We start from the raw sequence: 22,187 nt of genomic DNA on the forward strand, positions 1-22,187 counted from the left end.
GTCAGAACTGCACTTCGGGCGGGAGATCGTCGGCGGTGAGGCCGACCGCCTCAAAACCCTTGAGCATCCATTCGCGGGTCTGGCCCATCGCGCGGTTGTAGTCGGCCCAGGCGCTGAGGAAATCCTTGTAGCGGCGGTCGCTCTCGGCGCGGATGCCCATGTTGGTCGGCAGCGTCAGCAGCGGGCGCGGAATGGCGAGATCGCCGAGGTTCGGGTTCTTCTTCAGCGTCGAGACCGAAAGCACCGCCAGCGAGACGTTGCAGTCGGCGCGGCCGGTCGCAACCGCCAGGATCGCCTCGTCGCGGTTCTTGAAGCCGAGGATGGTCGCCTTCGGGCAGTAGCGGCGCGCGATCGTCTCGTGGGTCGAGCCGATATCGACGGCGATCTTGACCTCGGGCTTGTTGAGCTCGGCCCAGGTCTGCGGCTTGGCAAAGCCCTTCTTGGTGATGACGGTGAAGGAGTGCACCAGGATCGGCGTCGAGAAGTCGATGACGAGCGCGCGCTCCGGCGTCGGGTTCACGGCGAAGGCGAGGTCGACCTTGTCGGCCTGGAGATCGAGGATCTGGTTGCCCCAGGTCGATTCCAGCGTCTCGACCTTGGCGCCCAGCTTGCCGGCGATGTCCTTGGCCATGTCGATGCAGGCGCCCGACCATTCGTTGGTGGCGAGGTCCTTATGGAAATAGGGCTCCTGGCCGACGATGACGGCGACGCGCAGCACGCCATTCTTCTTGATGCGGTCGAGCGTGGAGGCCGGCGCATCGGCCTTGGCCGAGCCGCTCGCGGCGGCGATCGCTGCGCCTGCCAGCGCGACTGTGGTGAGAGCATCCCTGCGATTCATGGTCTCTGTCTCCCTGGAATCTGGGTCGGATCGTGTCCGGCCTCTGGACTATTTCTGTATTCAGGATAAAATGCAATACGGTATTTCGACTTGCTGGCCATTTGGGCGGCAAGGCAGAAATGAGCCCAATATCTTGGCAGGATTGCGCAAAATTCCTGATGGGGAGGGGTTGTAAATTGCATTTAAGTCTGAATACAAGACTGAACGCAATACGGAAGTGAGCTGAAGGAGAGGCCTGTGCGCGCCCTATTCGTCGATGCGAACGAGACCCTGGCGGCGGTGACCGACAAGCTGCTGGCCTCGCAGAAGCTGCCGGTCAGCATCAACCGCAATCCCTCGATCAAGCCCGACGATCTGCCCGGCCTGCTCGGCGATGCCGAGATCATGATCGTCGACCACACGGCGGTGCCATCAGCGATTGCCGAGAAATGCGCGAAGCTGAAGCACGTCGTCTTCCTCGGCACCGGCGCGCGCAGCTACATGAATCCGGAAGAGCTCGCTGAGCGCGGCGTCTCCGTCCACACCATCAAGGGTTATGGCGATACGGCCGTTGCCGAATGCGCGATCGCGCTGATGTGGGCGTCTGCGCGAAATTTTGGCGAGATGGACCGCGGCATGCGCGAGGGCAACTGGCTGCGCCGTGACGCGATGCAGCTCACCGGCAAGACGCTCGGCCTGATCGGCTTCGGCGGCATCGCGGCGGAAGCCGCGCGCATGGCGGCGGGCTGCGGCATGAAGGTGATCGCCTGGAACAGGACGCCGAAGACCCATCCCGGCGTCGAGTTCGTCTCGCTGCAGAAGCTGCTCGCCGAGAGCCACGTCGTCTCGCTGCATCTCTTGCTCAACGACGAGACCAAGGGTTTCCTGTCGCGCGAGCGCATCGCGCAGATGCGCCCCGGCAGCATTCTGATCAACACGGCGCGCGGCGCTGTGGTCGATGAAGACGCAATGCTGGATGCGCTGCGCTCCGGCCACATCGCCCATGCCGGCCTCGACGTCTTCACCGTCGAGCCGCTTCCCGCCGGTCATCCCGTGACCAAGCTGCCGAACGTGACGCTATCGGCGCATTCGGCGTTCCGCACGCCCGAGGCGAGTGACAATCTCATCGGCGCGGCGCTCGACCACTGCCGCCGCATCATCGCCACCGGCAAGTAAAGACATAAGGACATCCCATGTCGGATATCACTCGCATCGACCAGAACGCCCGCCGCAGCCGCGCTTCCGTGTTCGGCGATCTCGTCTTCCTCGCAGGTCAGGTGGCGGATACCAAGGCCGCTGATATCACCCAGCAAACGAAAGAGGCGCTGGCGAAGGTCGACGACATGCTGGCGCGCGCCGGCACCGACAAGTCCCGCCTGCTCAGCGTGCAGGTCTGGCTCAAGAACATGGACGATTTCGACGCCATGAATGCGGTCTATGATGCCTGGGTCGTGCCCGGCAACACGCCGACCCGCGCTTGCGGCAAGGTCGAGCTTGCCGATCCCGCCTTCCGTATCGAGGTGATCGCGATCGCCGCGCGCAGTTGAGGCTCGGCCGTGACTGTCCAGGCGCCCGCATCGACCTTCCGTCCCGCCCAGCGCATCAGCGCGATCGGCGTCTCCGAGATCCTCAAGATCGGCGCGGTCGCGCAGCGGCTGAAGCGTGAGGGGCGACCGGTGATCGTGCTGGGCGCCGGCGAGCCTGACTTCGATACGCCTGATCATGCCAAGGACGCGGCCGAGCGCGCCATCCGCGCCGGCCAGACCAAATACACCATCCTCGACGGCACCGTGGAATTGAAGGCGGCGATCGCCGAGAAATTCCGCCGCGAGAACGATCTCGTCTATGCCGCCGACGAGATCACCGCAGGCGCCGGCGCCAAGCAGGTGATCCACAACGCCTTCATGGCGACGCTCAGCCCCGGGGACGAGGTCATCCTCGCCGCGCCCTATTGGACCAGCTATGCCGACATGGTGCGCATCGCCGACGGCACGCCGGTGGACGTGCTCTGCCGCGAGGAGAACGGGTTTCGCCTCGACGCCGCCGATCTCGAACGCGCGATCACGCCGAAGACGCGCTGGCTGCTGCTGAACTCGCCGTCCAATCCGACCGGAGCCGCCTATTCGGCCGCGCAGCTTCGCCCGATCCTGGATGTGCTCAAGCGCCATCCGCATGTCTGGTTGATGGCGGACGATATCTACGAGCACCTGATCTATGACGGCATGCCGTTCGTGACCGCAGCGGCGCTCGAGCCGAGCCTGAAATCACGCACGCTGACCGTGAATGGTGTTTCCAAGGCCTACGCCATGACCGGCTGGCGCGTCGGCTATGGCGGCGGCCCGCGCGAATTGATCGCAGCGATGGCGGTGGTGCAGAGCCAGAGCACGACCAATCCCTCCTCGGTGAGCCAGGCCGCTGCGATCGCCGCGCTGACCGGCCCGCAGGACGTGCTGATCGAGCGCCGTGCCGCGTTCCAGCGCCGCCGAGACATCGTGGTCGATGCGCTCAACGCCATCGACGGCGTCAGCTGCCGCCGGCCGGAAGGGGCGTTCTATACCTATGCGAGCTGCGCCGGCCTGATCGGCCGCCGCACGCCGGATGGGACCGTTATCGATAGCGACGCCGCGTTCTGCCGCTTCCTGCTGGAGAGGCATGACGTGGCCGTGGTGCCGGGCAGCTGTTTCGGCCTTGCACCTTATTTCCGCCTGTCCTACGCCACCTCGGAACAAAACTTGCGCGAGGCCGTGATGCGCATCGCCAAAGCCTGCAGGGAGCTGTCATGACCATTCGCAACACCCGCACCGGGGGCCAGATCCTGATCGATCAGCTCGTCGCCCAAGGCGTCGAGCGCGTCACCTGCGTGCCGGGCGAGAGCTACCTCGCGGCACTCGACGCGCTGCATGACAGCCCGATCGACGTCGTGATCTGCCGCGCCGAGGGTGGTGCTGCGATGATGGCGGAAGCCTATGGCAAGCTCACCGGCCGTCCCGGAATCTGCTTCGTCACCCGCGGCCCCGGTGCCACCAATGCCAGCCACGGCGTCCACATCGCGATGCAGGATTCGACGCCGATGATCCTGTTCGTCGGACAGGTCGACACCGGCATGCGCGAGCGCGAGGCGTTCCAGGAGCTCGACTACAAGGCGGTGTTCGGCACCATGGCGAAATGGGCCGTCGAGATCGATCGCCCCGATCGCATTCCGGAGCTGGTCGCGCGTGCCTTCCGCGTCGCCATGCAGGGCCGTCCGGGCCCCGTGGTGATCGCGCTGCCGGAGAACATGCTGACCGAGACGGCGGCCGTTGCCGACGCCATGCGCATCGAGCCGGCCGTGAGCTGGCCGGCACCATCAGATCTCGAGCGCGTCGGCGCCATGCTCGCGAGCGCCAAGGCGCCGCTCGTCATCCTCGGCGGCTCGCGCTGGACGGATGAGGCGACCAAGAGCATCGCGCGCTTCGCCGAACGGTTCGACCTGCCGGTCGCGACCTCGTTCCGCCGGGCCTCGCTGATCGATGCCGATCATTCGCATTATGCCGGCGATCTCGGCATCGGGCCGAGCCCGGGCCTGAAGGCGCGCATCGACAACGCCGACGTCATTCTCCTGATCGGCGGCCGCATGTCGGAGATGCCGTCCTCGTCCTACACGCTGTTCGATATCCCGACGCCGAAGCAGAAGCTGATCCACGTGCATCCGGGCTCGGAAGAGCTCGGGCGCATCTACCAGCCTGAGCTCGCGATCCAGGCGACGCCTGCCGCGTTCGCGGCCGCCGTCGAGACGCTGAAGCCCGCTGGCGCCGTTGCCTGGAAGGGCGAGGCCGCCAAGGCGCATGCCGATTACCTCGCCTGGACCGACAAGGCGCGTGAGCTGCCGGGCACATTCCAGTACGGCCAGGTCATGACCTGGCTCCGCGACCGCCTGCCGAAGGACGCGATCGTCTGCAACGGCGCCGGCAACTATGCCGGCTGGATCCATCGCCATCACCGTTTCCACAGCTTTGCCGCCCAGCTCGCGCCGACTTCGGGCTCGATGGGATATGGCGTGCCGGCTGCGGTGCTTGCAAAGCGGCAATATCCGGATCGCGTCGTCGTCGCCTTTGCCGGTGATGGCTGCTTCCTGATGAATGGCCAGGAATTCGCGACCGCCGTGCAGTACGACGCGCCGCTGGTGGTCATCGTCGTCGACAACTCGCAATACGGCACCATCCGTATGCACCAGGAGCGTGATTATCCTGGCCGCGTGGTCGGAACTCAGCTCAAGAACCCTGACTTTGCGATGTATGCGAAGGCATTCGGTGGCCATGGCGAGCGCGTCGAGCGCACCGAAGAGTTTGCGCCGGCGTTCGAGCGCGCGCTCGCTTCGGGCAAGCCGTCGATCCTCCACTGCATCATCGATCCGCGCGCGATCTCGGTCGGCAAGGATTTCGCGCCGGCGGTGAAGGCGTAGCCGATGTCGGAAGGCCGCCACGTCGCTATCATCGGAGCCGGCGCGGTCGGCGTGATCAGCGCCATCGAGGCGCTGCGCGAGGGGCATCGCGTCACGCTGATCGACGCAGGCGAGCCCGGTGGCGAACAGGCGGCGAGCTACGGCAATGCCGGCTGGCTCTCCTCCCATTCGGTGATTCCGCCGGCCGAGCCGGGCCTCTGGAAGAAGGTGCCGGGTTATCTGATGGACCCGCTCGGCCCGCTCGCGATCCGCTGGTCTTACTTGCCGAAGGCGCTGCCCTGGCTGGTCAAGTATTTGCTCTCCGGCTGGACCGAGGCACGGGTCGAGAAGACGGCGTTTGCGCTGCGCGATCTGCTGAAGGACGCGCCGCTGCTGCACAAGAAGCTCGCGGAAGAAGCGGGCGTGCCCGAGTTGGTCGAGCGCAACGGCGTGATGCACGTATTCCCGTCGCGCGGCAATTTCGACAGCAATCTCGGCTGGCGCCTGCGCAAGAAAGTCGGCGTCGAATGGATGGAGCTGAACGCCGACGAGATGCGTCAGCGCGAGCCGGATCTGCATCCGCGCTACACCTTTGGCGTGGTGGTGGAGGAGGCCGGACGCTGCCGTGATCCCGGCGCTTACGTTGCGGCGCTGGCCCAGCATGCGCTCGCGAGCGGTGCCAAGCTCGTTCATGCCAGGGCGACCGGTCTGAAGCTTTCAGGCAACAAGCTCGTTGCCGTTCTCACCGAGACCGGTGAGATTGCTTGCGATGCCGCGGTGGTCGCCGCCGGCGCGCGGTCAAAACAGCTCACCGCATCCGTCGGCGATCCCTTGCCGCTCGAAACCGAGCGCGGCTATCACGTCATGATCGAGAACCCGGAATCGGGTCCGCGCAGCTCGATGATGGCGTCCGACGTCAGCATGGTGGTGAACTGGACCGACAAGGGCCTGCGCGCCGCCGGCACGGTCGAGATCGCGGGCCTCGAGGCCGCGCCGAACTGGAAGCGCGCCGAAATCCTGCGCAACAACCTCTTCAGCATGTTCCCGAAACTGCCGAAGGATATTCCAGATTCGCGCATCAAAACCTGGTTCGGCCATCGGCCGAGCATGCCGGATGGGCTGCCCTGCATCGGCCATGCGCGTGCCTCGTGCGATATCGTCTACGCCTTCGGCCATGGCCATGTCGGCCTGGTCGGATCGGCGCGCACCGGCCGTCTGGTCGCCCAGCTCCTGAGCGGCAAGCAGCCGGAGATCCCGCTTGCGCCGTTCGCGCCCACTCGCTTCCTCTGAGAACGCACCATGACCTATCCAGCCAACTCGTCCTCTCGCATCGCCCGCGGCGGCAAGGCCATCTATGGCGCGCCGCTCGGCATTTTGATGCTGGAAGCGCGCTTTCCCCGCATTCCCGGCGACATGGGCAACGGCACGACCTGGCCGTTCCCCGTGCTCTATCGCGTGGTGAGCGGCGCGTCGCCGGAGAAGGTGGTGCTGAAGGGCGCCGCCGGCCTGCTGCCGGATTTCATCGAGGCGGCGAAGGATCTGGTCCGGTTGGGCGCGGAAGCCATCACCACCAATTGCGGCTTCCTCTCGCTGTTTCAGAAGGAGATCGCGGCCGCCGTCGGCGTTCCCGTTGCGACCTCGTCGCTGATGCAGGTGCCGTGGGTGCAGGCGACCTTGCCGCCAGGCAAGCGCGTCGGCCTCGTCACGGTATCAGGTTCGACCTTGACGCCGGCCCATCTCGAAGGCGCCGGCGTGCCGCTCGATACGCCACTGGTCGGCACCGAGCACGGCAAGGAATTCTTTCGCGTCCTGATCAAGGCCGAGAAGGATGACATGGATGTGGCCCAGGCCGAGCGTGACGTGGTCGAGGCGGGCAAGGAGCTGGTCGCGAAAAATCCGGATGTCGGCGCCATCGTGCTCGAATGCACCAACATGCCGCCTTATGCGGCAGCTCTGCAGGCCGAAGTTGGCCTGCCGGTCTACGACATCTATTCCATGATCACCTGGTTTCATGCTGGACTGCGCCCGCGCGCGTTTGCCTGAGCCCGGCTGTCGCAAAGCTATGCACAAGATGTGCTAGGCAGCTGTTTGGATTGCAATCGTCCATGCAGCCCCGGTATATTGGGCTGTGTTCGGGCATGAATGCAGCTTATGAAGAGCAACGTGGAACTGGCTTCCGATAGTATCGTCGATCGCGTCTATGAACAGCTCAAGGCGATGGCCGTGAGCTATGAGTTCAAGCCGGGCGAACGGCTCAACGAGGGCGAGCTGGCAAAACGCCTCGGCGTCAGCCGCACGCCGCTGCGCGAAGCGCTCAACCGTCTCAACACCGAAGGCTTCCTGCGCTTCACGCCGGGCAAGGGCTTCTTCTGCCGCGAGCTCGACGCGCACGAGATCTTCGATCTCTACGAGCTGCGCAAGTCGATCGAGGTCGCCTCGATCCGCCTTGCCATCAAGCGCGCCAGGGACGAGGACATCGACGCGCTCCTGAAATTCCTCGAAGCCACCGGTCCCGATCCCGGCGAGCGTTCGTCGGTGGAGCTGGTCGAACTCGACGAGACCTTTCACGAGCGGCTGATGGGGATGTCGAACAACGCCGAGATGCTGCGCGTGCTGCGCAACGTCAACGCCCGCATCCGCTTCGTGCGCTGGATCGACATGGACCGCATCAACCGCTCCAACACCCAGGCCGAGCACCGCGCTGTCGTCGAAGGACTGAAAGCGCGCGACGAAGAGGCCTGCGTCTCGGTGCTGGAGAAGCACATCGACCGCCGATTGGATCGCATCACCTCGGCGATCAAGGAAGGCTACGCGCAGATCTACATGCCGGCTGCGGCGAGGTCTGCGGCGAATTGAGTCGCTAGTCCAAGCGACAGTGTCTCTTCCCTTCTCCCCTTGTGGGAGAAGGTGGCGCGAAGCGCCGGATGAGGGGTATCTCTCCGCGCATATCGATGCATATGAATGCGCCGAGAGATACCCCTCACCCCAATGAGTTTGTATCTTCCTGCGGTGATGCCCTCTCCCACAAGGGGAGAGGGCGCAGTCATGCGCATCGTGCTCTGGTCCAGGCGACAACGGAAAAGGCAGCTATACAATCCTTCAATACCTGATCGTGCCAGACGGTCAGAGCCGTCGCGCGGAATAATCGCTAGGGTCCGCTCGAATTTCACGGAGACCTCGCGGTGCACAGCCCTCAACCGAATCCTGAAACGCGCAGCAGCGACGACTGGCCGTCCGAGCTCTATCGTATCCTCAAAGCCGCCGACGTCAGGCAGATGTCCTACGTGCCGGATGCCGGCCACAGCCAGCTCATCCGCATGTTCTCGGCCGACCGCGACGTCACCACCAACGTGCTGACGACCGAGGAGGAGGGCATCGCCATCGCCGCCGGCGCCTGGCTCGGCGGTCAGCGCAGCGTGCTGCTGATGCAGTCGAGCGGCGTCGGCAATTGCATCAACATGCTGTCGCTGTCGGCGATCGGGCGCTTTCCGCTGCTGATGCTGGTGACCATGCGCGGCGAATGGGCCGAATTCAATCCGTGGCAGGTGCCGATGAGCCGGGCGACGCAGCCGTCGCTGGAAGCGATCGGCCTGAAAGTGATGCGCGCGGAGACGGCGGAGGATCTGGTCGAGACCGTCGAATCGGCGGCATCGCTCGCCTACGAGTCCGATCAGCAGATTGCGGTCCTGATCGGGCAGCGCCTGATCGGCAAGAAGAAGTGGTGATGCCGATGCAAGCTCAACTCGATCGTCGCGCCGCTGTCGCCGCGCTCCTGAAGGACCGCAAGGACACGCTGGTCGTCTCCGGTCTCGGCTCGCCCACCTACGACCTGCATTCCGTGGGGGATCACGACGGCAATTTTTATCTCTGGGGCGCAATGGGTGGTGCCGCGTTGATCGCGCTTGGGCTCGCGCAGGCGCAGCCGGGCAAGCGCGTCCTTGCGTTGACGGGCGATGGCGAGCAGTTGATGGGTCTCGGCGGCATCGCCACCATCGGCGTCGCGCGTCCGCGCAATCTCGACATCGTCGTGATCGACAATCAGCATTTTGGCGAGACCGGCATGCAGGCGAGCCACACCGGCCGCGGCGTCGATCTCACGGCAATTGCCGCCGCCTGCGGCTTCGCCGCGACCGGGACCGTGCGGACGCTCGAGGAGGTGCAGCGCCTCGCCGCGCAGATCGCCGGACCGGCCGACGGCCCGCGGCTTTTTGTCATCAAGGTTCTGGCGGAAAATCCGCCGCGCTCGCTGCCCTCGCGCGATGCCGTCTTTATCAAGAACCGGTTCCGTGCTCATCTCGGCTTCGCGGCGGCTTGAACCGGGGTCCTCTCCGGGATAGCTCGCTGCCCAAGCAGCTATCCTGGAGTGAGACCCATGAAACTATCCGGCAAGGTCGCCGTCATCACCGGCGCAGCGCGCGGCATCGGCAAGGCGTGCGCAAAGCGGTTCCTCGACGACGGCGTCAAGGTCGTCATCTCGGACGTCGATACGGATGAGCTCGAGAAGACGGTCAACGAGCTGGGCAAGCCCAAGGAATTGTATGCCGTGCCATGTCACGTCGCGCGGCGTGCGGACGTCGATCGCGCGGTGGCGACCGCGGTCAGGGAATTCGGCCGGCTCGACATCATGGTCAACAATGCCGGCGTCGCCCGCAACCGCGACATCCTGGAGATTTCGGAAGAGGAATTCGACGAAATCATCGGCATCAATCTGAAGGGCGCGTTCTTCGGCGTCCAGGCGGCGGCCAAGCAGATGATCGCGCAGGGCGGCGGCGGGGTCATCATCAACATGTCCTCGGTGAACGCGCTGCTGGCGATCCCGACGCTTGCGACCTACGCCATCTCCAAGGGCGGCATGAAGCAGCTGACCTCGGTCGCCGCCGTCGCGCTCGCTCCGCACAACATCCGCGTCGTGGCGGTCGGGCCGGGCACGATTTTGACCGACATGGTGGCGTCGTCCATCTACACCTCGGAGGATGCCCGCAAGACGGTGATGTCACGCACGCCGGCGGGTCGCGGCGGTGAGCCGAGCGAGGTGGCCTCCGTCGTGGCGTTCCTGGCGAGTGATGATGCGTCTTACATCACCGGGCAGACGATCTATCCGGATGGCGGGCGGTTGATCCTGAACTACACGGTGCCGGTGAAGGAGAAGTAGGGCTTCAAGACTTCACCGCGCCCGACGTCATGCCGTCGATGAACTGACGCTGCAGCAGCACGAAGATCGCAACGATCGGCAGCACGATGGTGACGGCTGCGGCCAGCATCTCGCCCCAGTCGGTCGAATACTGGCCGGTCAGATTGTAGAAGCGCACGATCGCGGTGACGTTGCTGTCGTTCTGCAGGAACGTCACGGCGATGACGAACTCGTTCCAGGCGTTCAGCCCGACGATGATGGCGACCGTGAGCAGCCCGGGCCGCATCATCGGCAGGATCACGTACCAGAAGGTCTGCCACGGCTTTGCGCCGTCAACTTGGGCTGCTTCCTCGAGCGCGACGGGAATCGCGAGCGCGTAGGTGCGCAAGAGGAAAATCGCAAACGGCGAGAACATCGCCGTGTAGATCAGCGCCACCGCGGGGATCGAATTGACCAGCCCGAGCTTCGCGAAGATGAAGTAGAGCGGGTAGAGATAGAGCTGCACGGGCACGGTGATCGTGGCCATGAAGTAGAAGGTGATGAAGCGCCAGAATTTTCCCTTCTGCCGCGCAAGCACATAGGCGCAGGGCGTCGCGGTGACGCACACCATCAGAATGGTCAGGATCGCGACTTCGGCACTGTGCAGCAGGCTCGGGCCGAGTTGGGCGTTGCGCCAGGCGGAGGAAAAATTCTCCCAGTGCAACTGGGTCGGCAGCGCGAGCGGATTGCTGCCGATCTCGACCGTCGTCTTCAGTGCGTTCATCACGGCGAGCACGATCGGCAGCAGCGAGCTGAACGATGCGATGCCGATCAGCCCGAGGCTGAATGTCCTGCTCCAGCGATCCCCGATCATGTCGATTGCGCGTCGTCGGTGATCTGGAGCCAGAGATAGACGGCGGTGGCACACAGGCCGAACAGGCTCATGACGCAGGCGGCGGCTGCAGCCTGGCCGACGTCGCCTTCGAAGAAGGCGTGGCGGTAGGCAAACGTCGCCAGCACCTCGCTGCCATAGGCGGGGCCGCCGCGGGTGACGATGAAGATGAATTCGAAGACCTGGAACGACCAGATCACGGTCAGGATCAGCATCAAGGTCAGGGTCGGGCGGATGCCCGGGATCAGAACGTAGCGGAACAAAGCAAAGAAGCCGGCTCCGTCGAGCCGCGCGGCTTCGATCTGGTCGATGCTGATCTGCCGCATCGCCGACAGGAACACGACCGCGAGAAATCCCCACCAGTGCCAGATGTCGACCGCGGCCACAGCATAGAGCGAGCGGTCGGGATCGGCGAGGGGATCGGAGATCGAAAAGCCGTGCTCGTTCAACCAGGCGACGACGCCGGTCGCGGGGCTGAAGATCATGCCCTGAAAGATGCGGCCCGTGACTGCGACAGCGATGATGCGCGGCAGGAAGATGATGGACTGGACCACGATGCGCGCCTTCGGCGCCATCAGCAGCGCGGCTGCCATCACGAGCGCGAGGCAGACCGGCACGGTGAGGAAGATCGCCGTCCAGATGAAGTTATTTGTCAGCGCCGACCAGAACACGGGATCGGCGAACATGTTCTGGAAGTTGGCCAGTCCCGCCCACGCCGGCTTTCCGACACCGTCCCACATGAAGAACGCCGCCGTGAATGTCAGCACGGCGGGAACCAGGATGATGCAGACGTTAATCAGGAGCGCTGGAAGCGCGAAGAGCCACATCGTGCGTCAGGCCGTCCGCGGCGGCAGCGGCGGCACCTTGCCTTCCTTTGCTTCCTGGCTGAAGAGCGTCTGCATCCGCGTGAGGTAAGCGTCCGGCGTAATCTTGTTGAGCCAGACCTGCTCGATGCCTTCGATCAGATAGGAGTTGGTGGCGCCGGGCCAGAACGTCCAGGTGGTGAAGCCGTACTGCCCCTTGCTGAACGCTTCGTGCAGATTCGCGATCGTCTTCTCGAATAGGGGATAGCCGATGCCCTGGAGCATGTCCGGCGGCAGGTCCTTCACCGGGAGTGCCCATTTGCCGGGCCAGTCGCGGTTCATGGTCTCGTAGAACTTGCGCGTCAGCATGAACTCGAACACTGCGGCTGCGCCTTCCGCATTCTGCGAGTTCTTGGCGATCGACAGCGTCGCGCCGCAGGCGAGATGTACCAGTGATCCCGTGAAGGCCGAGCCGAGGGTCGGCGTCGGCATGACGTCCATCACGGTATCGGGCTTCGACATGCCGTAGGATTTGGTGCCGAACGACCAGGTGCCGCTGAACGCCATCGCCGCCTTGGCGTTGACGACCTGGAGGAAGCTCTGCTCGATGGTCAGCGAGAAATAGTTCTTGCCGAAATAGCCCTTGTTGTACCACGCCTTTGACAGTTCGACCGCCTCGACGAACGGCGGCGCGGTCCAGGGCAGTTCGCCGGCAAGTGCCTTGCGCACGTTGTCGGGGCCAGCGACGTTGTTGAAGAACACCGTCATCAGCCACTCGTTCACGCCCTTCCAGTCGGCATTGCCGGCGCCGAAGGGGATGATGCCTTTGGCGAGCGCTGCGTCTGCGATCGCCTCCATCTCCTGCCGGTTGGTCGGCTGCTTCCAGCCGTTCTGCTTGAACAGCTCCTTGTTATAGAACAGGTGCATCGACTCGTAGTCGCGCGGCAGCGCGTAGAGCTTGCCGCCGTAGACGCTGGTGTTGAGCAGCGGTGCCAGGAAGCGATCCTTCCACTTGTACTTCTCGGCGAAATCGTCGAGCGGCAGCACCTGGCCGGCATTCGCGATCGCGGTGAGATAGGCGGGACCCGCTGTCTGCACGATGTCCGGGCCGTTACCGGCGACGAGTGCGACCTTCAGGAGGTTGTTGACGGCGGCGCCCTTCACCTCGAGCTGGAGCAGATATTTGTCCTGCGAGGCGTTGAACGCCTCGACCAAATCGTTGCGCAGCGCGGCCTGGCCGTCCGAATTCGCCTGGCCGAACCAGAAAGTCACGACCTTGCGCCCGTCCTCGGCGCGAACGTCGCGCGGCAAGCTAACGGCAAGCGCGGCAGCGGGGATGGCGGCAACAAGCTGGCGTCGGGTCATGGTCATGGCGATGAACCTCGGTTTCCTCAGGTCATTGGCGGTGATTGTTGATTTTCCTTTAGTAATACGTATAACTAAGCCAAATGGCGACGTCAACAACGAGGACGAAGCGGGGGAAGGGGCGCGACAAACAGGCGCCAGCCCGCCCCACGCAGAAGGATATCGCGCTCGCGGCCGGTGTTTCGCAGGCCGCGGTGTCGCTTGTCCTGAACAAGACGGAGACGCCGTCCGTTCCGCCTGCGACGCGCACGCGCATTCTTCAGGTCGCACAGGAGCTGGGTTATCAGCCGAACCATCCGGCGCGGATGCTGCGCAGCGCGCGGACCATGACGTTTGCCTGTGTCATTCCAGATATCACCAATCCGTTCTATCCAGGCCTCGTCCGGGGATTGCAGACGGTCGCGGCGCCGGCTGGCTATGACGTCCTGATCTTCGACACCGACGGGCGGCCGGAAGGCGAGGCCCGCGCCATCGACTGGCTGCTCCAGGGACGGGCCGACGGCGTCGTCGCAACGTTCTTTCATCTGCGGGCGCCCCAGCTCGCCGTGCTCGCGCGTAAGGGCATCCCGCTGGTGCGGCTGGAGAGCCAGCACAAGCCGGACGGACCGCTCGCGATCGACAGCGTCTATATCGACAATGCCGAAGCGGCCGCGGAAATGACGCGACTTCTGATTGCGCGCGGGCATCGGCGCATTGCCATGATCCAGGCCGAGTTCGGCCCGAGTCAGCGGCGCGCGCAGGGTTACGGCGCGGTGATGCGGGAAGCAGGACTTGCGCCAGATTTCATTACCGATAGCGCCTATTCCGAGGAATCCGGCGCGCGGGCGATGAAGCGGCTGCTCGAAAGAAAGGGCGATCGCCCGACCGCCGTGTTCGGCGCGAGCGACGTGCTGGCGCTCGGTGCGATGGAGGCGGCGCGTGCAGCCGGGCTCTCGATCCCCAGCGACATTGCAATCGCCGGCTTCGACGATATCCCGGTCGCAAAGCTGCTCGGGCTCACCACGGTGCGGCAACCGGAGTTCGATCTCGGCGCGCTTGCGGCGGAGACGCTGGTCAAGCGGTTGCAACCGGGCGGGCTCGCGGCGCCGGGCCAGAGCCATGAATTGAAATTCGAGATCATGAAGCGCTCGTCGGTCTGACCCGCGGGCCAAGCAATTGGATATGGGAGTGAACTCGTGACAGCTATTCCTCATGACTACGCGGAGCGGGTCTATGCCGGCGTGCTTGGCAAGCTCATCGGTGTCTACCTCGGCCGGCCCTTCGAGGGCTGGACCTATGAGCGTATCATGAAGGAGCTCGGGCCGATCAACTACTATGTCAACGAGCGTCGTGACGTCGCGTTGCGATCCCATCATCTCGTCGTCACCGACGACGACGTCTCCGGCACGTTTGCGTTTCCCCGCGCGCTTGCCGACAATGGCTATCCGAAGCGTCTCACCTCGAGGCAGATCGGGCAAGCCTGGCTGAACTACATCGTCGAGGAGCGCGCCATCCTGTGGTGGGGTGGCATCGGCAATTCCACCGAGCACACCGCCTATCTGCGGCTGAAGTCCGGTATCCCGGCGCCGCAGAGCGGCTCGATTGCGCTGAACGGCACGACCGTAGCCGAGCAGATCGGTGCGCAAATCTTCATCGACGGCTGGGCGATGGTGAGCCCGGGTAATCCGGAGCAGGCCGCTTATCTGGCCGAGCAGGCCGGGCGCGTGAGCCATGATGGTGAATCCGTGCATGCCGCAAAACTGCTCGCGGCGATGGAGGCGCTGGCCTTCGTCGAGCACGACGTGCAGAAGCTGATCGATGTCGGGCTCGGCTTCGTGCCGAAGGACGCGCTGATCCGGCGCGTCGTCAACGACGTCCGGGAATGGCACGCCGGCGACAACGGCAACGACTGGGAACGGACCCGTGCGCTGATCGCCGAACGTTACGGCTACGACAAATTCCTCGGCAATTGCCATGTCGTGCCCAACCACGCGCTGATCATTCTGGCGACGCTCTACGGCGGGAACAGCTTTCAGGAGGCGATGCGCATCGCCAACACGGCCGGCTGGGATACCGACTGCAATGCCGGCAATGTCGGCTGCCTGTTCGGCATCCGCACCGGACTTGCCGGCCTCGACGCCGGGCCGGACTTCCGCACCCCCATCGCCGACCGCATGTACATCTCGACGGCCGATGGTGGCGCTGCGATCTCCGACGCCGTGATCGAGACGCAGTCGCTGGTCGCGGCCGGGCTTGCGCTCGCCGGTGCGCCGGCGCTGGCGGTCGCCAAGGACGGCGCGCGCTTCAACTTCAACTTTCCGGGCAGCCTGCAGGGCTTCCACGTGAAGGGCGGCTCGCCCGCACGGCTCCACGAGGTCGAGCTCAGCAATGTCGCCGGCCACAGCCGCACTGGGGAGCGGAGTCTGGCGATCGACTTCCGCCGTCTGGCGCCCGGACGCGTGGCACGCGTTGCGAGCCCCACCTTCTTCGACAAGGAGGTGTTTACGATGCCGACCTACCAGCTTGTGGCCTGTCCGACGCTGTATTCGGGGCAACGGGTGGAGTGCCGGATTGAATCGGAAGCGGATAGCGGCACCGTGGCGGTGCGACTGTTTTCCAGCGTCTATGACGAGCACGACGAGCTGATCCAGATCTACGGCGATGCGCAGGAACTGACCGGCGGCTGTCACGCCGTGCTGAGCTGGGAGGTGCCGGAGACCCATGCCTATCCGATCTTCGAGATCGGGGTGGAGATCGAAACGCGCGATCCGCTCGGCGTCGATGGCACGCTCTATCTCGACTATCTGACCTGGGGTGGCGCGCCTGACACCGTGCTGAAACGGCCGGACAACAATCTGAGCACGATGTGGAAGCACGCCTGGGTCAACAATGTCAGCCAGTTCCAGACCCGCTGGGAGGGCCTGCGCGTTACCAATGGCGACGGGCTTGGCTTCATCGCGCAAGGTACGCGCGACTGGAAGGATTATCGCGTAACGTCCGAGATCATGCCGCTGCTGGCGAACGCCTGGGGCCTCGCGGCGCGGGTGCAGGGACGCGAGCGCTATTACGCGCTGATGTTCGACCGTGCCGAGGGCGGCCGCGTCCGTTTGGTCAAGCGCGTGCATGACGAACTCGTGCTCGCCAGCGAACGCTTCGACTGGCAGCTCGACCGGAGATATCGGATTGAGCTGCGCGTGGCCGGAACCGACATCGAAGCCCATGTCGATGGTAAAAAACTCTTCAGCGTTCAGGACACGGGCGATCTCCCATTGACCAGCGGCGCCGTCGCGCTCGTCGTCGACAGCGGATCGATCTCCGCGGAGGAGGTGCGCGTGTCGCCGGCCTAACAGGCCTCACTCCGCCGCGATCGTCATCCCGTAGCCCAGCCGCTTCGAGATCCCACCGGCGCAGTCGCGCAGGGCATGGGCAATGGGGCTGTCCCAGCGCGCATCAAAAGTGCCTTCCGGCCCCATCGCGGTGATCACCAGCGCGACATGGCCGGAATGGTCGAATACCGGTGCCGAGAATGCATTGACGCCGGGCAGGGGATCGCCGAGCGCGCGGGCGAGGCCGTGCTTGCGGACCTCCGTGAGCATCTCGGCGACCTTCGCGCCCTTCACCGCCCGCTTCGGATTGTAGCCGACGCCATGACGGTCGAGGCCGCTCTCGAGCGCGGCGTTGATCGTCTTCTCCGGTAGGAAGGCAGCAAACGCCCGGCCTGTAGCCGTCTCCAGCAGCGCCATGACCGAACCAGCGCGCATCACGATGTGCACGGGCTGGCCGGGCTCCTCCAGTTGCACCACGGTCGGGCCGTGGGTGCCCCAGACCGCGAGCGAGACGGCATGGCCGATCTGGCTCGCGAGGCCTGCGATCTTCGGACGCGCGATCCGCACGCCGGAGAGGCGGCGCAGGCTGATCAGGCCGAGCTCCAGCGCCAGCGCGCCGATCTCGTAGCGGCCGGTGGTCTCGTCCTGCTCGATCAGCCCGATGCGGGAGAAGCTGGCGAGATAGGGATGCGCCTTGGCCGGCGTCATGCCGGCCTCGCGCGCGAGATCGCGCAGCATCATCGGCTCGCCGCATCTCGCGAGCGCGCGAAGCAATTCTCCGCCGACCTCGATCGACTGGATGCCGCGGCTTTCTCTCTTCATGCGTCTCCTGGCGCGTGGCTTACGCCGCGTTGCGCTTGGCGGCGCTGTCGGCGAGATGACGGCCGGCAATGTAGCCGAAGGTCAGCGCCGGCCCAAGCGTGATGCCGGCACCGGGATAATTGCCGCCCATGATGCTCGCCATGTCGTTGCCCGCGGCATAGAGCCCGGGAATCACCCGGCCTTCGGCGTCCAGCGCCCGCGCGTTCTCGTCGGTGACGATGCCGGCATAGGTGCCGAGATCGCCGATCACCATCTTGATGGCGTAGAACGGGCCGTTCTTGATCGGTGCGATGCAGGGATTCGGGCCGTGCATGGCGTCGCCCTGGTAGCGGTTATAGGCTTTTGAACCTTTGCCGAAGGCGGCGTCGTGCCCTTGCGGCGCAGTCGCATTGAACTGCCTGACCGTCTCGGTGAACGCCGTCGCATCGATGCCGGCCTTTGCCGCGAGCGCCTCCAGCGTGTCGCCACGCATGAGATAGCCGGTATCGAGGTGATGACCGAGCGGCATCGGGAACGGCGGCACGCAGCCGAGGCCGTATTTGCGCAGCGTCGGGTGATCGCAGACGAGATACGCCGCAATCTCCTCGCCGGGCTTCGCGGCCTTGATCATGGCCTGGACGAAGTCGTGATAGGAATTGCCCTCATTGGCAAAGCGCTTGCCGTCCCGCATCACCGCGATCACGCCAGGTTTGGCGCGGTCGATGAAATGCGGCATCACGCCGCTCGAACCATCCTTGCGTTTGGTCACCGACACCGGCACCCAGGCCGCCGCGTTCGGCAGGCGATCCTCGACGTGCCCGCCAGCGCTCTCTGCAAGGCGCAGGCCGTCGCCGGTGTTGCCGGTCGGTCCCGGCGAATAGTGCTCATGGCCGGTCGGTGCGTGTGGAAACATCTTCTTGCGGCGTTCGACGTCATGCGGGAAGCCGCCGCAAGCGAGAACGACGCCTTGGCGCGCGCGAATGCGGATCTCGCGTCCTTCGCGAGTCACAATGGCGCCAGTGACCGCGCCGTTCTCGACTATGAGCTCGCGCACCGGCGAGGACAGCCACATCGGAATCTTCAGATCCTGCGCGGATTTTGCGAGGCGCCCGGCGAGCGCGTTGCCGTTGGTCAAGGTCATGCCGCGGCCATACCGCAGCACGTCTATCAGGTGCCGTGACAGGCGCTTGGCGACGTATACCGCCGAGGTCAGCGACTTCGTCACGCGCATGAAATGGATGATCTCCTTGCCGGAGCCGAGCATCATGCCGAACACGGTCAGCTCGGGCAGCGGCATACCCAGCGTCTTGATCTGGTCACCGAGCTCGCGGCCGTCGAACGGGCGCGTCACCATGGAGCGGCCGCCCTGCGCGCCGCCCGGCGCTTCGGCGTGATAGTCGGGAAACACCAGCGGCATGTCGAAGCGCAGCGCGGTCCTGGTGGTGAAGAAATCGACCGCTTCCGGACCCGCACTCAGGAATGCATCGACCCGCGCGGCATCGAAGTTGTTGCCGGCTTCGTGCCGCAAGTAGGTGCGGGCCTGCTCCGGCGTCTCCTCGATGCCGTAGGCCTTCGCCAGCGAGGTGCCGGGGATCCAGAGCCAGCCGCCGGAGCGGGCGGTGGTGCCGCCGAAGCGCGGCTCCTTCTCGACGATCAGCACGTCGAGGCCGCGATAACCCGCGGTGATCGCGGCCGACATGCCGGAGGCACCCGATCCGGCCACGAGCACATCGCACTCGTAAGTCTCAATTGCGTTGCGCTCGTTGCCGGTCATGCGGGCCTCATTTCTTCAGCAGCGGACATTTGGATTCGGAGACCGGGCGGAAGGCGTCCTCACCCTTCACGGTCTTGACGATCTCCAGATAGTCCCACGGCTCCTTGGACTGCTCGGGCGATTTCACCTTGGCGAGATACATGTCGCGGATGACGCGGCCGTCCTCGCGCAATTTTCCGCCATGGACGAAGGTATCCTCGATCGGCAGCTCGCGCATCTTTGCCATCACCTTGGCGGGGTCGTCGGTGCCGGCGGCCTTGATGCCCTTCAGATAATGCAGCACCGAACCGTAGACGCCGGTCTGGATCATGGTCGGCATCACCTTGGTGCGCTCGTAGAATTTCTTCGACCAGGCGCGCGTCGCCTCGTCCATGTTCCAGTAGGACGCCGTTGTCATGTAGGTGCCCTGCGCGGCCTTCAGGCCGACCGCATGCACGTCGGTGTCGAACATCAGGAGACCGACCAGCTTCTGGCCGCCCTGTACCAGGCCGAACTCGCCGGACTGCTTGATGGCGTTGTCGGTGTCCTGGCCGGCATTGGCGAACGCCACCACGTCGGCCTTCGAACTCTGCGCCTGGAGCGCAAAGGAGGAGAAGTCGGCTGTGTTGGTCGGATGCTTCACGCCGCCCAGCACCTTGCCGCCCATCTCGTTGATGAACCGCGTGGCGTCCTTTTCGAGCTGCTGGCCGAAAGCGTAGTCCGCGGTGATGAAGTACCAGGACTTGCCGCCTTCCTTGATCACGGCGGAGGCCGTCACCTTGGACAGCGCGTAGGTATCGTAGGTGAAGTGCACGGTGTTCGGGCTGCACAGCTCGTCGGTGAGCGAGCTCGCGCCGGGGCCGGAGAGCAGCGCGATCTTGTTGCGCTCGCGCACCATGTTGTGCACGGCGATCGCGATGCCGGAGTTGGGGATGTCGACGACGGCGTCGACCTTGCCGTTGTCGAACCAGCCGCGCACGATCTGTACGCCGACGTCGGTTTTCATCTGGTGGTCGGCGCTGATGATCTCGATCGGTTTGCCGAGTACGGTCGGCCCGAATTCCTCGACCGCCATCTTGGCGGCTTCGACCGACCCCGGCCCGCTGTTGTCACGGCCCCAGCTCGACAGATCCGTCAGCACGCCGATCCGCACCGCGTCGTCGGAGACTTGCGCGCGCGCCGCCGTGGTCATGGCAGCCGAAGTCATGGCCGCGAGCAAGGTGCAGGCCAAAAGCCCTCTCATCGTCGATCCCTCTCTTTTATGAGCCGCTTGGCGCGGCCGGTTATCAGTTGGCGGTTAGTTAGATATTAACGAATGAGTTTGTCAATGGCGAATTAGGGGGGTCGATGAGTTCCATGGTCGCCCGGGAGACATTGCCGGAGGCGTGCGCGCAACTGCCGCCACACCCGTCATTGCGAGCGCAGCGAAGCAATCCAGACTTTCTCCGCGGAGGCAGCCTGGATTGCTTCGTCGCAAGAGCTCCTCGCAATGACGGAGTGCGGGAGCAGCGACGCGCAAAATCTCGCATCGTAGTCTCGCACAGAGATCACACCTCCGCAGGTTGCAACCGCCATCGCGATTAGCCATGATGCCGCCAGGAATCTTTTGGGGCAGGGCATGACGGCAGCAACGGGGGTCTCCGCGGCGACGGAGAGATCGACGACGGCGCATGTGGTGTGGGCGAGCGCACTCGGCACCGCGATCGAGTGGTACGATTTCCTGATCTACGGCACGGCAGCTGCACTTGTCTTCAACAAGCTGTTCTTTCCGAGCTTCGATCCCTTCGTCGGAACGCTGGTGGCGTTCTCGACCTATGCGGTTGGCTTCGTGGCGCGTCCGATCGGCGGCGCGATCATCGGGCATTACGGCGACCGGCTCGGCCGCAAGACCATGCTGGTCGCGACCATGATCGCGATGGGGCTCGGCACCTTCCTGATCGGCTGCCTGCCGACTTACAGCCAGATCGGCGTCTGGGCGCCGATCCTGCTCATCATCCTGCGCTTCGTCCAGGGCATCGGGCTCGGGGGCGAATGGAGCGGCGCGGTCGTGATGGTGATCGAGCACGCCGGTGATCGCCGCGGCTTCTACGGCAGCCTAGTTCAGATCGGCTTTCCGGTCGGCGTCGCCGCCTCAACCGGTATCTTCGGCCTGATGACGCAACTGCCCGAGGCGGACTTTTTGAGCTGGGGCTGGCGCGTGCCGTTCCTGATCAGCATCCTGCTCGTCGGCGTCGGCTTCATCGTGCGGCTCAAGCTCGCGGAAACGCCGCATTTCAAGGAAGTCGTCGAGCGCAAGGAAGTGCTGGCGCAGCCGGTGCTGGAGGTGCTGCGCCGCGACTGGCGCAGTTTTCTGCTCGCGATCGGCATCACGGTGTCGGAGGTCGGGCTCGCCTATCTCCTCACCGTCTTCACCGTGGTCTATGCGACGACGAAACTCGGCCTGCCTCGCCAGGTGATCCTGAACGCGGTGGTCTATGCCGCGCTCGTCGAGTTCGCGACGCTGCCGCTCGCCGGCTGGCTCTCCGATATCTTCGGCCGCAGGGCGCTGTATCTCGCCGGCGGGGTGTTCTCGGTGGCGCTGGCGTTTCCGCTGTTCTGGTTCCTCGACACCAGGGAGCCGGCGCTGATCACGTTCGCGCTCGTCGTCACGATGACGCTGACGCACGCCCTGCTGTTCGGGCCGAAGGCGGCGTTCATGCCGGAACTGTTCCGCACCCAGGTGCGCTACAGCGGCGCCTCGCTGGGCGCCAATGTCGCGGCGGCGCTGAGCGGCGGCTTCTCGCCGCTGATCGCAACGGCGCTGCTCGCATGGGCCGGCGCCTACTGGCCGGTGTCGGTCTACATCATCGCGCTGTCGGTCATCACGATCATCGCGACGCTGATGGCGCCGGAGACGGCGCGCGACGCGCTGAAGTCGTAAG

At 64.8% G+C, this 22,187-nt stretch carries 20 protein-coding genes; 13 read left to right on the forward strand and 7 right to left on the reverse strand.

The window, feature by feature from the left end; translation table 11 throughout:
- Position 1 precedes the first annotated feature (1 nt).
- Positions 2-838, reverse strand: coding sequence for a transporter substrate-binding domain-containing protein (locus AB7G19_RS08385; RefSeq protein WP_135216109.1), 837 nt, complete (start codon positions 836-838; stop codon positions 2-4).
- 237 nt (positions 839-1,075) lie between these two features.
- Here AB7G19_RS08385 and AB7G19_RS08390 point away from each other — a divergent pair, with 237 nt between their 5' ends.
- The 10 genes from AB7G19_RS08390 to AB7G19_RS08435 all read left to right on the forward strand — a co-directional run bounded on the left by AB7G19_RS08390 (position 1,076) and on the right by AB7G19_RS08435 (position 10,389).
- Complete coding sequence (locus AB7G19_RS08390; RefSeq protein ID WP_085405275.1) at positions 1,076-1,993, forward strand: NAD(P)-dependent oxidoreductase; 918 nt, start codon at positions 1,076-1,078, stop codon at positions 1,991-1,993.
- Between the two features lie 17 nt (positions 1,994-2,010).
- Positions 2,011-2,364 (forward strand): RidA family protein, encoded by a 354-nt coding sequence (locus AB7G19_RS08395; protein WP_085405274.1) that lies wholly within the window; start codon positions 2,011-2,013, stop codon positions 2,362-2,364.
- A gap of 9 nt (positions 2,365-2,373) precedes the next feature.
- Positions 2,374-3,600: a pyridoxal phosphate-dependent aminotransferase gene (locus AB7G19_RS08400; RefSeq protein ID WP_085405273.1), complete on the forward strand. Its 1,227-nt coding sequence runs from the start codon at positions 2,374-2,376 to the stop codon at positions 3,598-3,600.
- Positions 3,597-5,258, forward strand: coding sequence for a thiamine pyrophosphate-binding protein (locus AB7G19_RS08405; protein WP_085405272.1), 1,662 nt, complete (start codon positions 3,597-3,599; stop codon positions 5,256-5,258). The genes AB7G19_RS08400 and AB7G19_RS08405 overlap by 4 nt, the downstream gene beginning before the upstream one ends.
- 3 nt (positions 5,259-5,261) lie before the next feature.
- Entirely contained in the window at positions 5,262-6,527 is a 1,266-nt protein-coding gene (locus tag AB7G19_RS08410) for an NAD(P)/FAD-dependent oxidoreductase (RefSeq protein WP_085405271.1), read from the forward strand.
- A 9-nt stretch (positions 6,528-6,536) separates the two neighbouring features.
- Positions 6,537-7,280, forward strand: a complete 744-nt coding sequence (locus AB7G19_RS08415) for an aspartate/glutamate racemase family protein (RefSeq protein ID WP_071910045.1) — start codon at positions 6,537-6,539, stop codon at positions 7,278-7,280.
- Between the two features lie 120 nt (positions 7,281-7,400).
- A complete protein-coding gene (locus tag AB7G19_RS08420) occupies positions 7,401-8,093 on the forward strand; it encodes a GntR family transcriptional regulator (protein WP_225005418.1) in 693 nt (230 codons plus the stop codon).
- A gap of 326 nt (positions 8,094-8,419) precedes the next feature.
- Positions 8,420-8,962 carry a thiamine pyrophosphate-binding protein gene (locus AB7G19_RS08425; protein WP_063981353.1) on the forward strand — a complete coding sequence of 181 codons (543 nt, stop codon included), beginning with the start codon at positions 8,420-8,422 and terminating at the stop codon, positions 8,960-8,962.
- Positions 8,962-9,552 carry a thiamine pyrophosphate-dependent enzyme gene (locus AB7G19_RS08430; RefSeq protein ID WP_071910051.1) on the forward strand — a complete coding sequence of 197 codons (591 nt, stop codon included), beginning with the start codon at positions 8,962-8,964 and terminating at the stop codon, positions 9,550-9,552. The genes AB7G19_RS08425 and AB7G19_RS08430 overlap by 1 nt, the downstream gene beginning before the upstream one ends.
- 57 nt (positions 9,553-9,609) lie before the next feature.
- Positions 9,610-10,389 carry an SDR family NAD(P)-dependent oxidoreductase gene (locus tag AB7G19_RS08435; protein ID WP_038934859.1) on the forward strand — a complete coding sequence of 260 codons (780 nt, stop codon included), beginning with the start codon at positions 9,610-9,612 and terminating at the stop codon, positions 10,387-10,389.
- Between the two features lie 4 nt (positions 10,390-10,393).
- On the opposite strand, the gene AB7G19_RS08440 is transcribed toward AB7G19_RS08435, so the two are convergent.
- The 3 genes from AB7G19_RS08440 to AB7G19_RS08450 are packed head-to-tail and all read right to left on the reverse strand — an operon-like array spanning position 10,394 to position 13,413.
- Positions 10,394-11,221: a carbohydrate ABC transporter permease gene (locus tag AB7G19_RS08440; protein WP_081369148.1), complete on the reverse strand. Its 828-nt coding sequence runs from the start codon at positions 11,219-11,221 to the stop codon at positions 10,394-10,396.
- Positions 11,218-12,066 carry a carbohydrate ABC transporter permease gene (locus AB7G19_RS08445; protein WP_085405270.1) on the reverse strand — a complete coding sequence of 283 codons (849 nt, stop codon included), beginning with the start codon at positions 12,064-12,066 and terminating at the stop codon, positions 11,218-11,220. The genes AB7G19_RS08440 and AB7G19_RS08445 overlap by 4 nt, the downstream gene beginning before the upstream one ends.
- 6 nt (positions 12,067-12,072) lie before the next feature.
- Positions 12,073-13,413 (reverse strand): ABC transporter substrate-binding protein, encoded by a 1,341-nt coding sequence (locus AB7G19_RS08450; RefSeq protein ID WP_063981357.1) that lies wholly within the window; start codon positions 13,411-13,413, stop codon positions 12,073-12,075.
- 77 nt (positions 13,414-13,490) lie between these two features.
- On the opposite strand from AB7G19_RS08450, the gene AB7G19_RS08455 reads away from it, so the two are divergent.
- A complete protein-coding gene (locus tag AB7G19_RS08455; protein ID WP_085405269.1) occupies positions 13,491-14,546 on the forward strand; it encodes a LacI family DNA-binding transcriptional regulator in 1,056 nt (351 codons plus the stop codon).
- A gap of 36 nt (positions 14,547-14,582) precedes the next feature.
- Entirely contained in the window at positions 14,583-16,733 is a 2,151-nt protein-coding gene (locus AB7G19_RS08460; protein ID WP_135214841.1) for an ADP-ribosylglycohydrolase family protein, read from the forward strand.
- Between the two features lie 6 nt (positions 16,734-16,739).
- On the opposite strand, the gene AB7G19_RS08465 is transcribed toward AB7G19_RS08460, so the two are convergent.
- From AB7G19_RS08465 to AB7G19_RS08475, 3 genes are read right to left on the reverse strand one after another with little or no spacing between them, the layout of a single operon-like run.
- On the reverse strand, positions 16,740-17,534 hold the full coding sequence (locus tag AB7G19_RS08465; protein WP_085405267.1) for an IclR family transcriptional regulator: 795 nt from the start codon (positions 17,532-17,534) through the stop codon (positions 16,740-16,742).
- A 19-nt stretch (positions 17,535-17,553) separates the two neighbouring features.
- The gene (locus AB7G19_RS08470; protein ID WP_085405266.1) at positions 17,554-19,287 is read right to left on the reverse strand and encodes an FAD-dependent oxidoreductase; all 1,734 of its coding nucleotides are present in this window, start codon (positions 19,285-19,287) and stop codon (positions 17,554-17,556) included.
- Positions 19,288-19,294: 7 nt separating this feature from the next.
- Positions 19,295-20,509 (reverse strand): ABC transporter substrate-binding protein, encoded by a 1,215-nt coding sequence (locus AB7G19_RS08475; RefSeq protein WP_135214840.1) that lies wholly within the window; start codon positions 20,507-20,509, stop codon positions 19,295-19,297.
- 375 nt (positions 20,510-20,884) lie between these two features.
- Here AB7G19_RS08475 and AB7G19_RS08480 point away from each other — a divergent pair, with 375 nt between their 5' ends.
- A complete protein-coding gene (locus AB7G19_RS08480; protein ID WP_085405264.1) occupies positions 20,885-22,186 on the forward strand; it encodes an MFS transporter in 1,302 nt (433 codons plus the stop codon).
- Position 22,187 lies beyond the last annotated feature (1 nt).

The organism is Bradyrhizobium sp. 215_C5_N1_1, assembly GCF_052075935.1.
GTDB classification, from domain to species: Bacteria; Pseudomonadota; Alphaproteobacteria; order Rhizobiales; family Xanthobacteraceae; genus Bradyrhizobium; species Bradyrhizobium barranii.

Coding starts and splice junctions, on each gene's coding strand:
- AB7G19_RS08410 (WP_085405271.1), top strand. CDS start 5,262: ATGTCGGAAGGCCGCCACGTCGCTATCATCGGAGCCGGCGCGGTCGGC.
- AB7G19_RS08455 (WP_085405269.1), top strand. CDS start 13,491: ATGGCGACGTCAACAACGAGGACGAAGCGGGGGAAGGGGCGCGACAAA.
- AB7G19_RS08450 (WP_063981357.1), bottom strand. CDS start 13,413: ATGACCATGACCCGACGCCAGCTTGTTGCCGCCATCCCCGCTGCCGCG.
- AB7G19_RS08480 (WP_085405264.1), top strand. CDS start 20,885: ATGACGGCAGCAACGGGGGTCTCCGCGGCGACGGAGAGATCGACGACG.
- AB7G19_RS08415 (WP_071910045.1), top strand. CDS start 6,537: ATGACCTATCCAGCCAACTCGTCCTCTCGCATCGCCCGCGGCGGCAAG.
- AB7G19_RS08395 (WP_085405274.1), top strand. CDS start 2,011: ATGTCGGATATCACTCGCATCGACCAGAACGCCCGCCGCAGCCGCGCT.
- AB7G19_RS08470 (WP_085405266.1), bottom strand. CDS start 19,287: ATGACCGGCAACGAGCGCAACGCAATTGAGACTTACGAGTGCGATGTG.
- AB7G19_RS08475 (WP_135214840.1), bottom strand. CDS start 20,509: ATGAGAGGGCTTTTGGCCTGCACCTTGCTCGCGGCCATGACTTCGGCT.
- AB7G19_RS08445 (WP_085405270.1), bottom strand. CDS start 12,066: ATGTGGCTCTTCGCGCTTCCAGCGCTCCTGATTAACGTCTGCATCATC.
- AB7G19_RS08385 (WP_135216109.1), bottom strand. CDS start 838: ATGAATCGCAGGGATGCTCTCACCACAGTCGCGCTGGCAGGCGCAGCG.
- AB7G19_RS08435 (WP_038934859.1), top strand. CDS start 9,610: ATGAAACTATCCGGCAAGGTCGCCGTCATCACCGGCGCAGCGCGCGGC.
- AB7G19_RS08430 (WP_071910051.1), top strand. CDS start 8,962: ATGCCGATGCAAGCTCAACTCGATCGTCGCGCCGCTGTCGCCGCGCTC.
- AB7G19_RS08440 (WP_081369148.1), bottom strand. CDS start 11,221: ATGATCGGGGATCGCTGGAGCAGGACATTCAGCCTCGGGCTGATCGGC.
- AB7G19_RS08405 (WP_085405272.1), top strand. CDS start 3,597: ATGACCATTCGCAACACCCGCACCGGGGGCCAGATCCTGATCGATCAG.
- AB7G19_RS08465 (WP_085405267.1), bottom strand. CDS start 17,534: ATGAAGAGAGAAAGCCGCGGCATCCAGTCGATCGAGGTCGGCGGAGAA.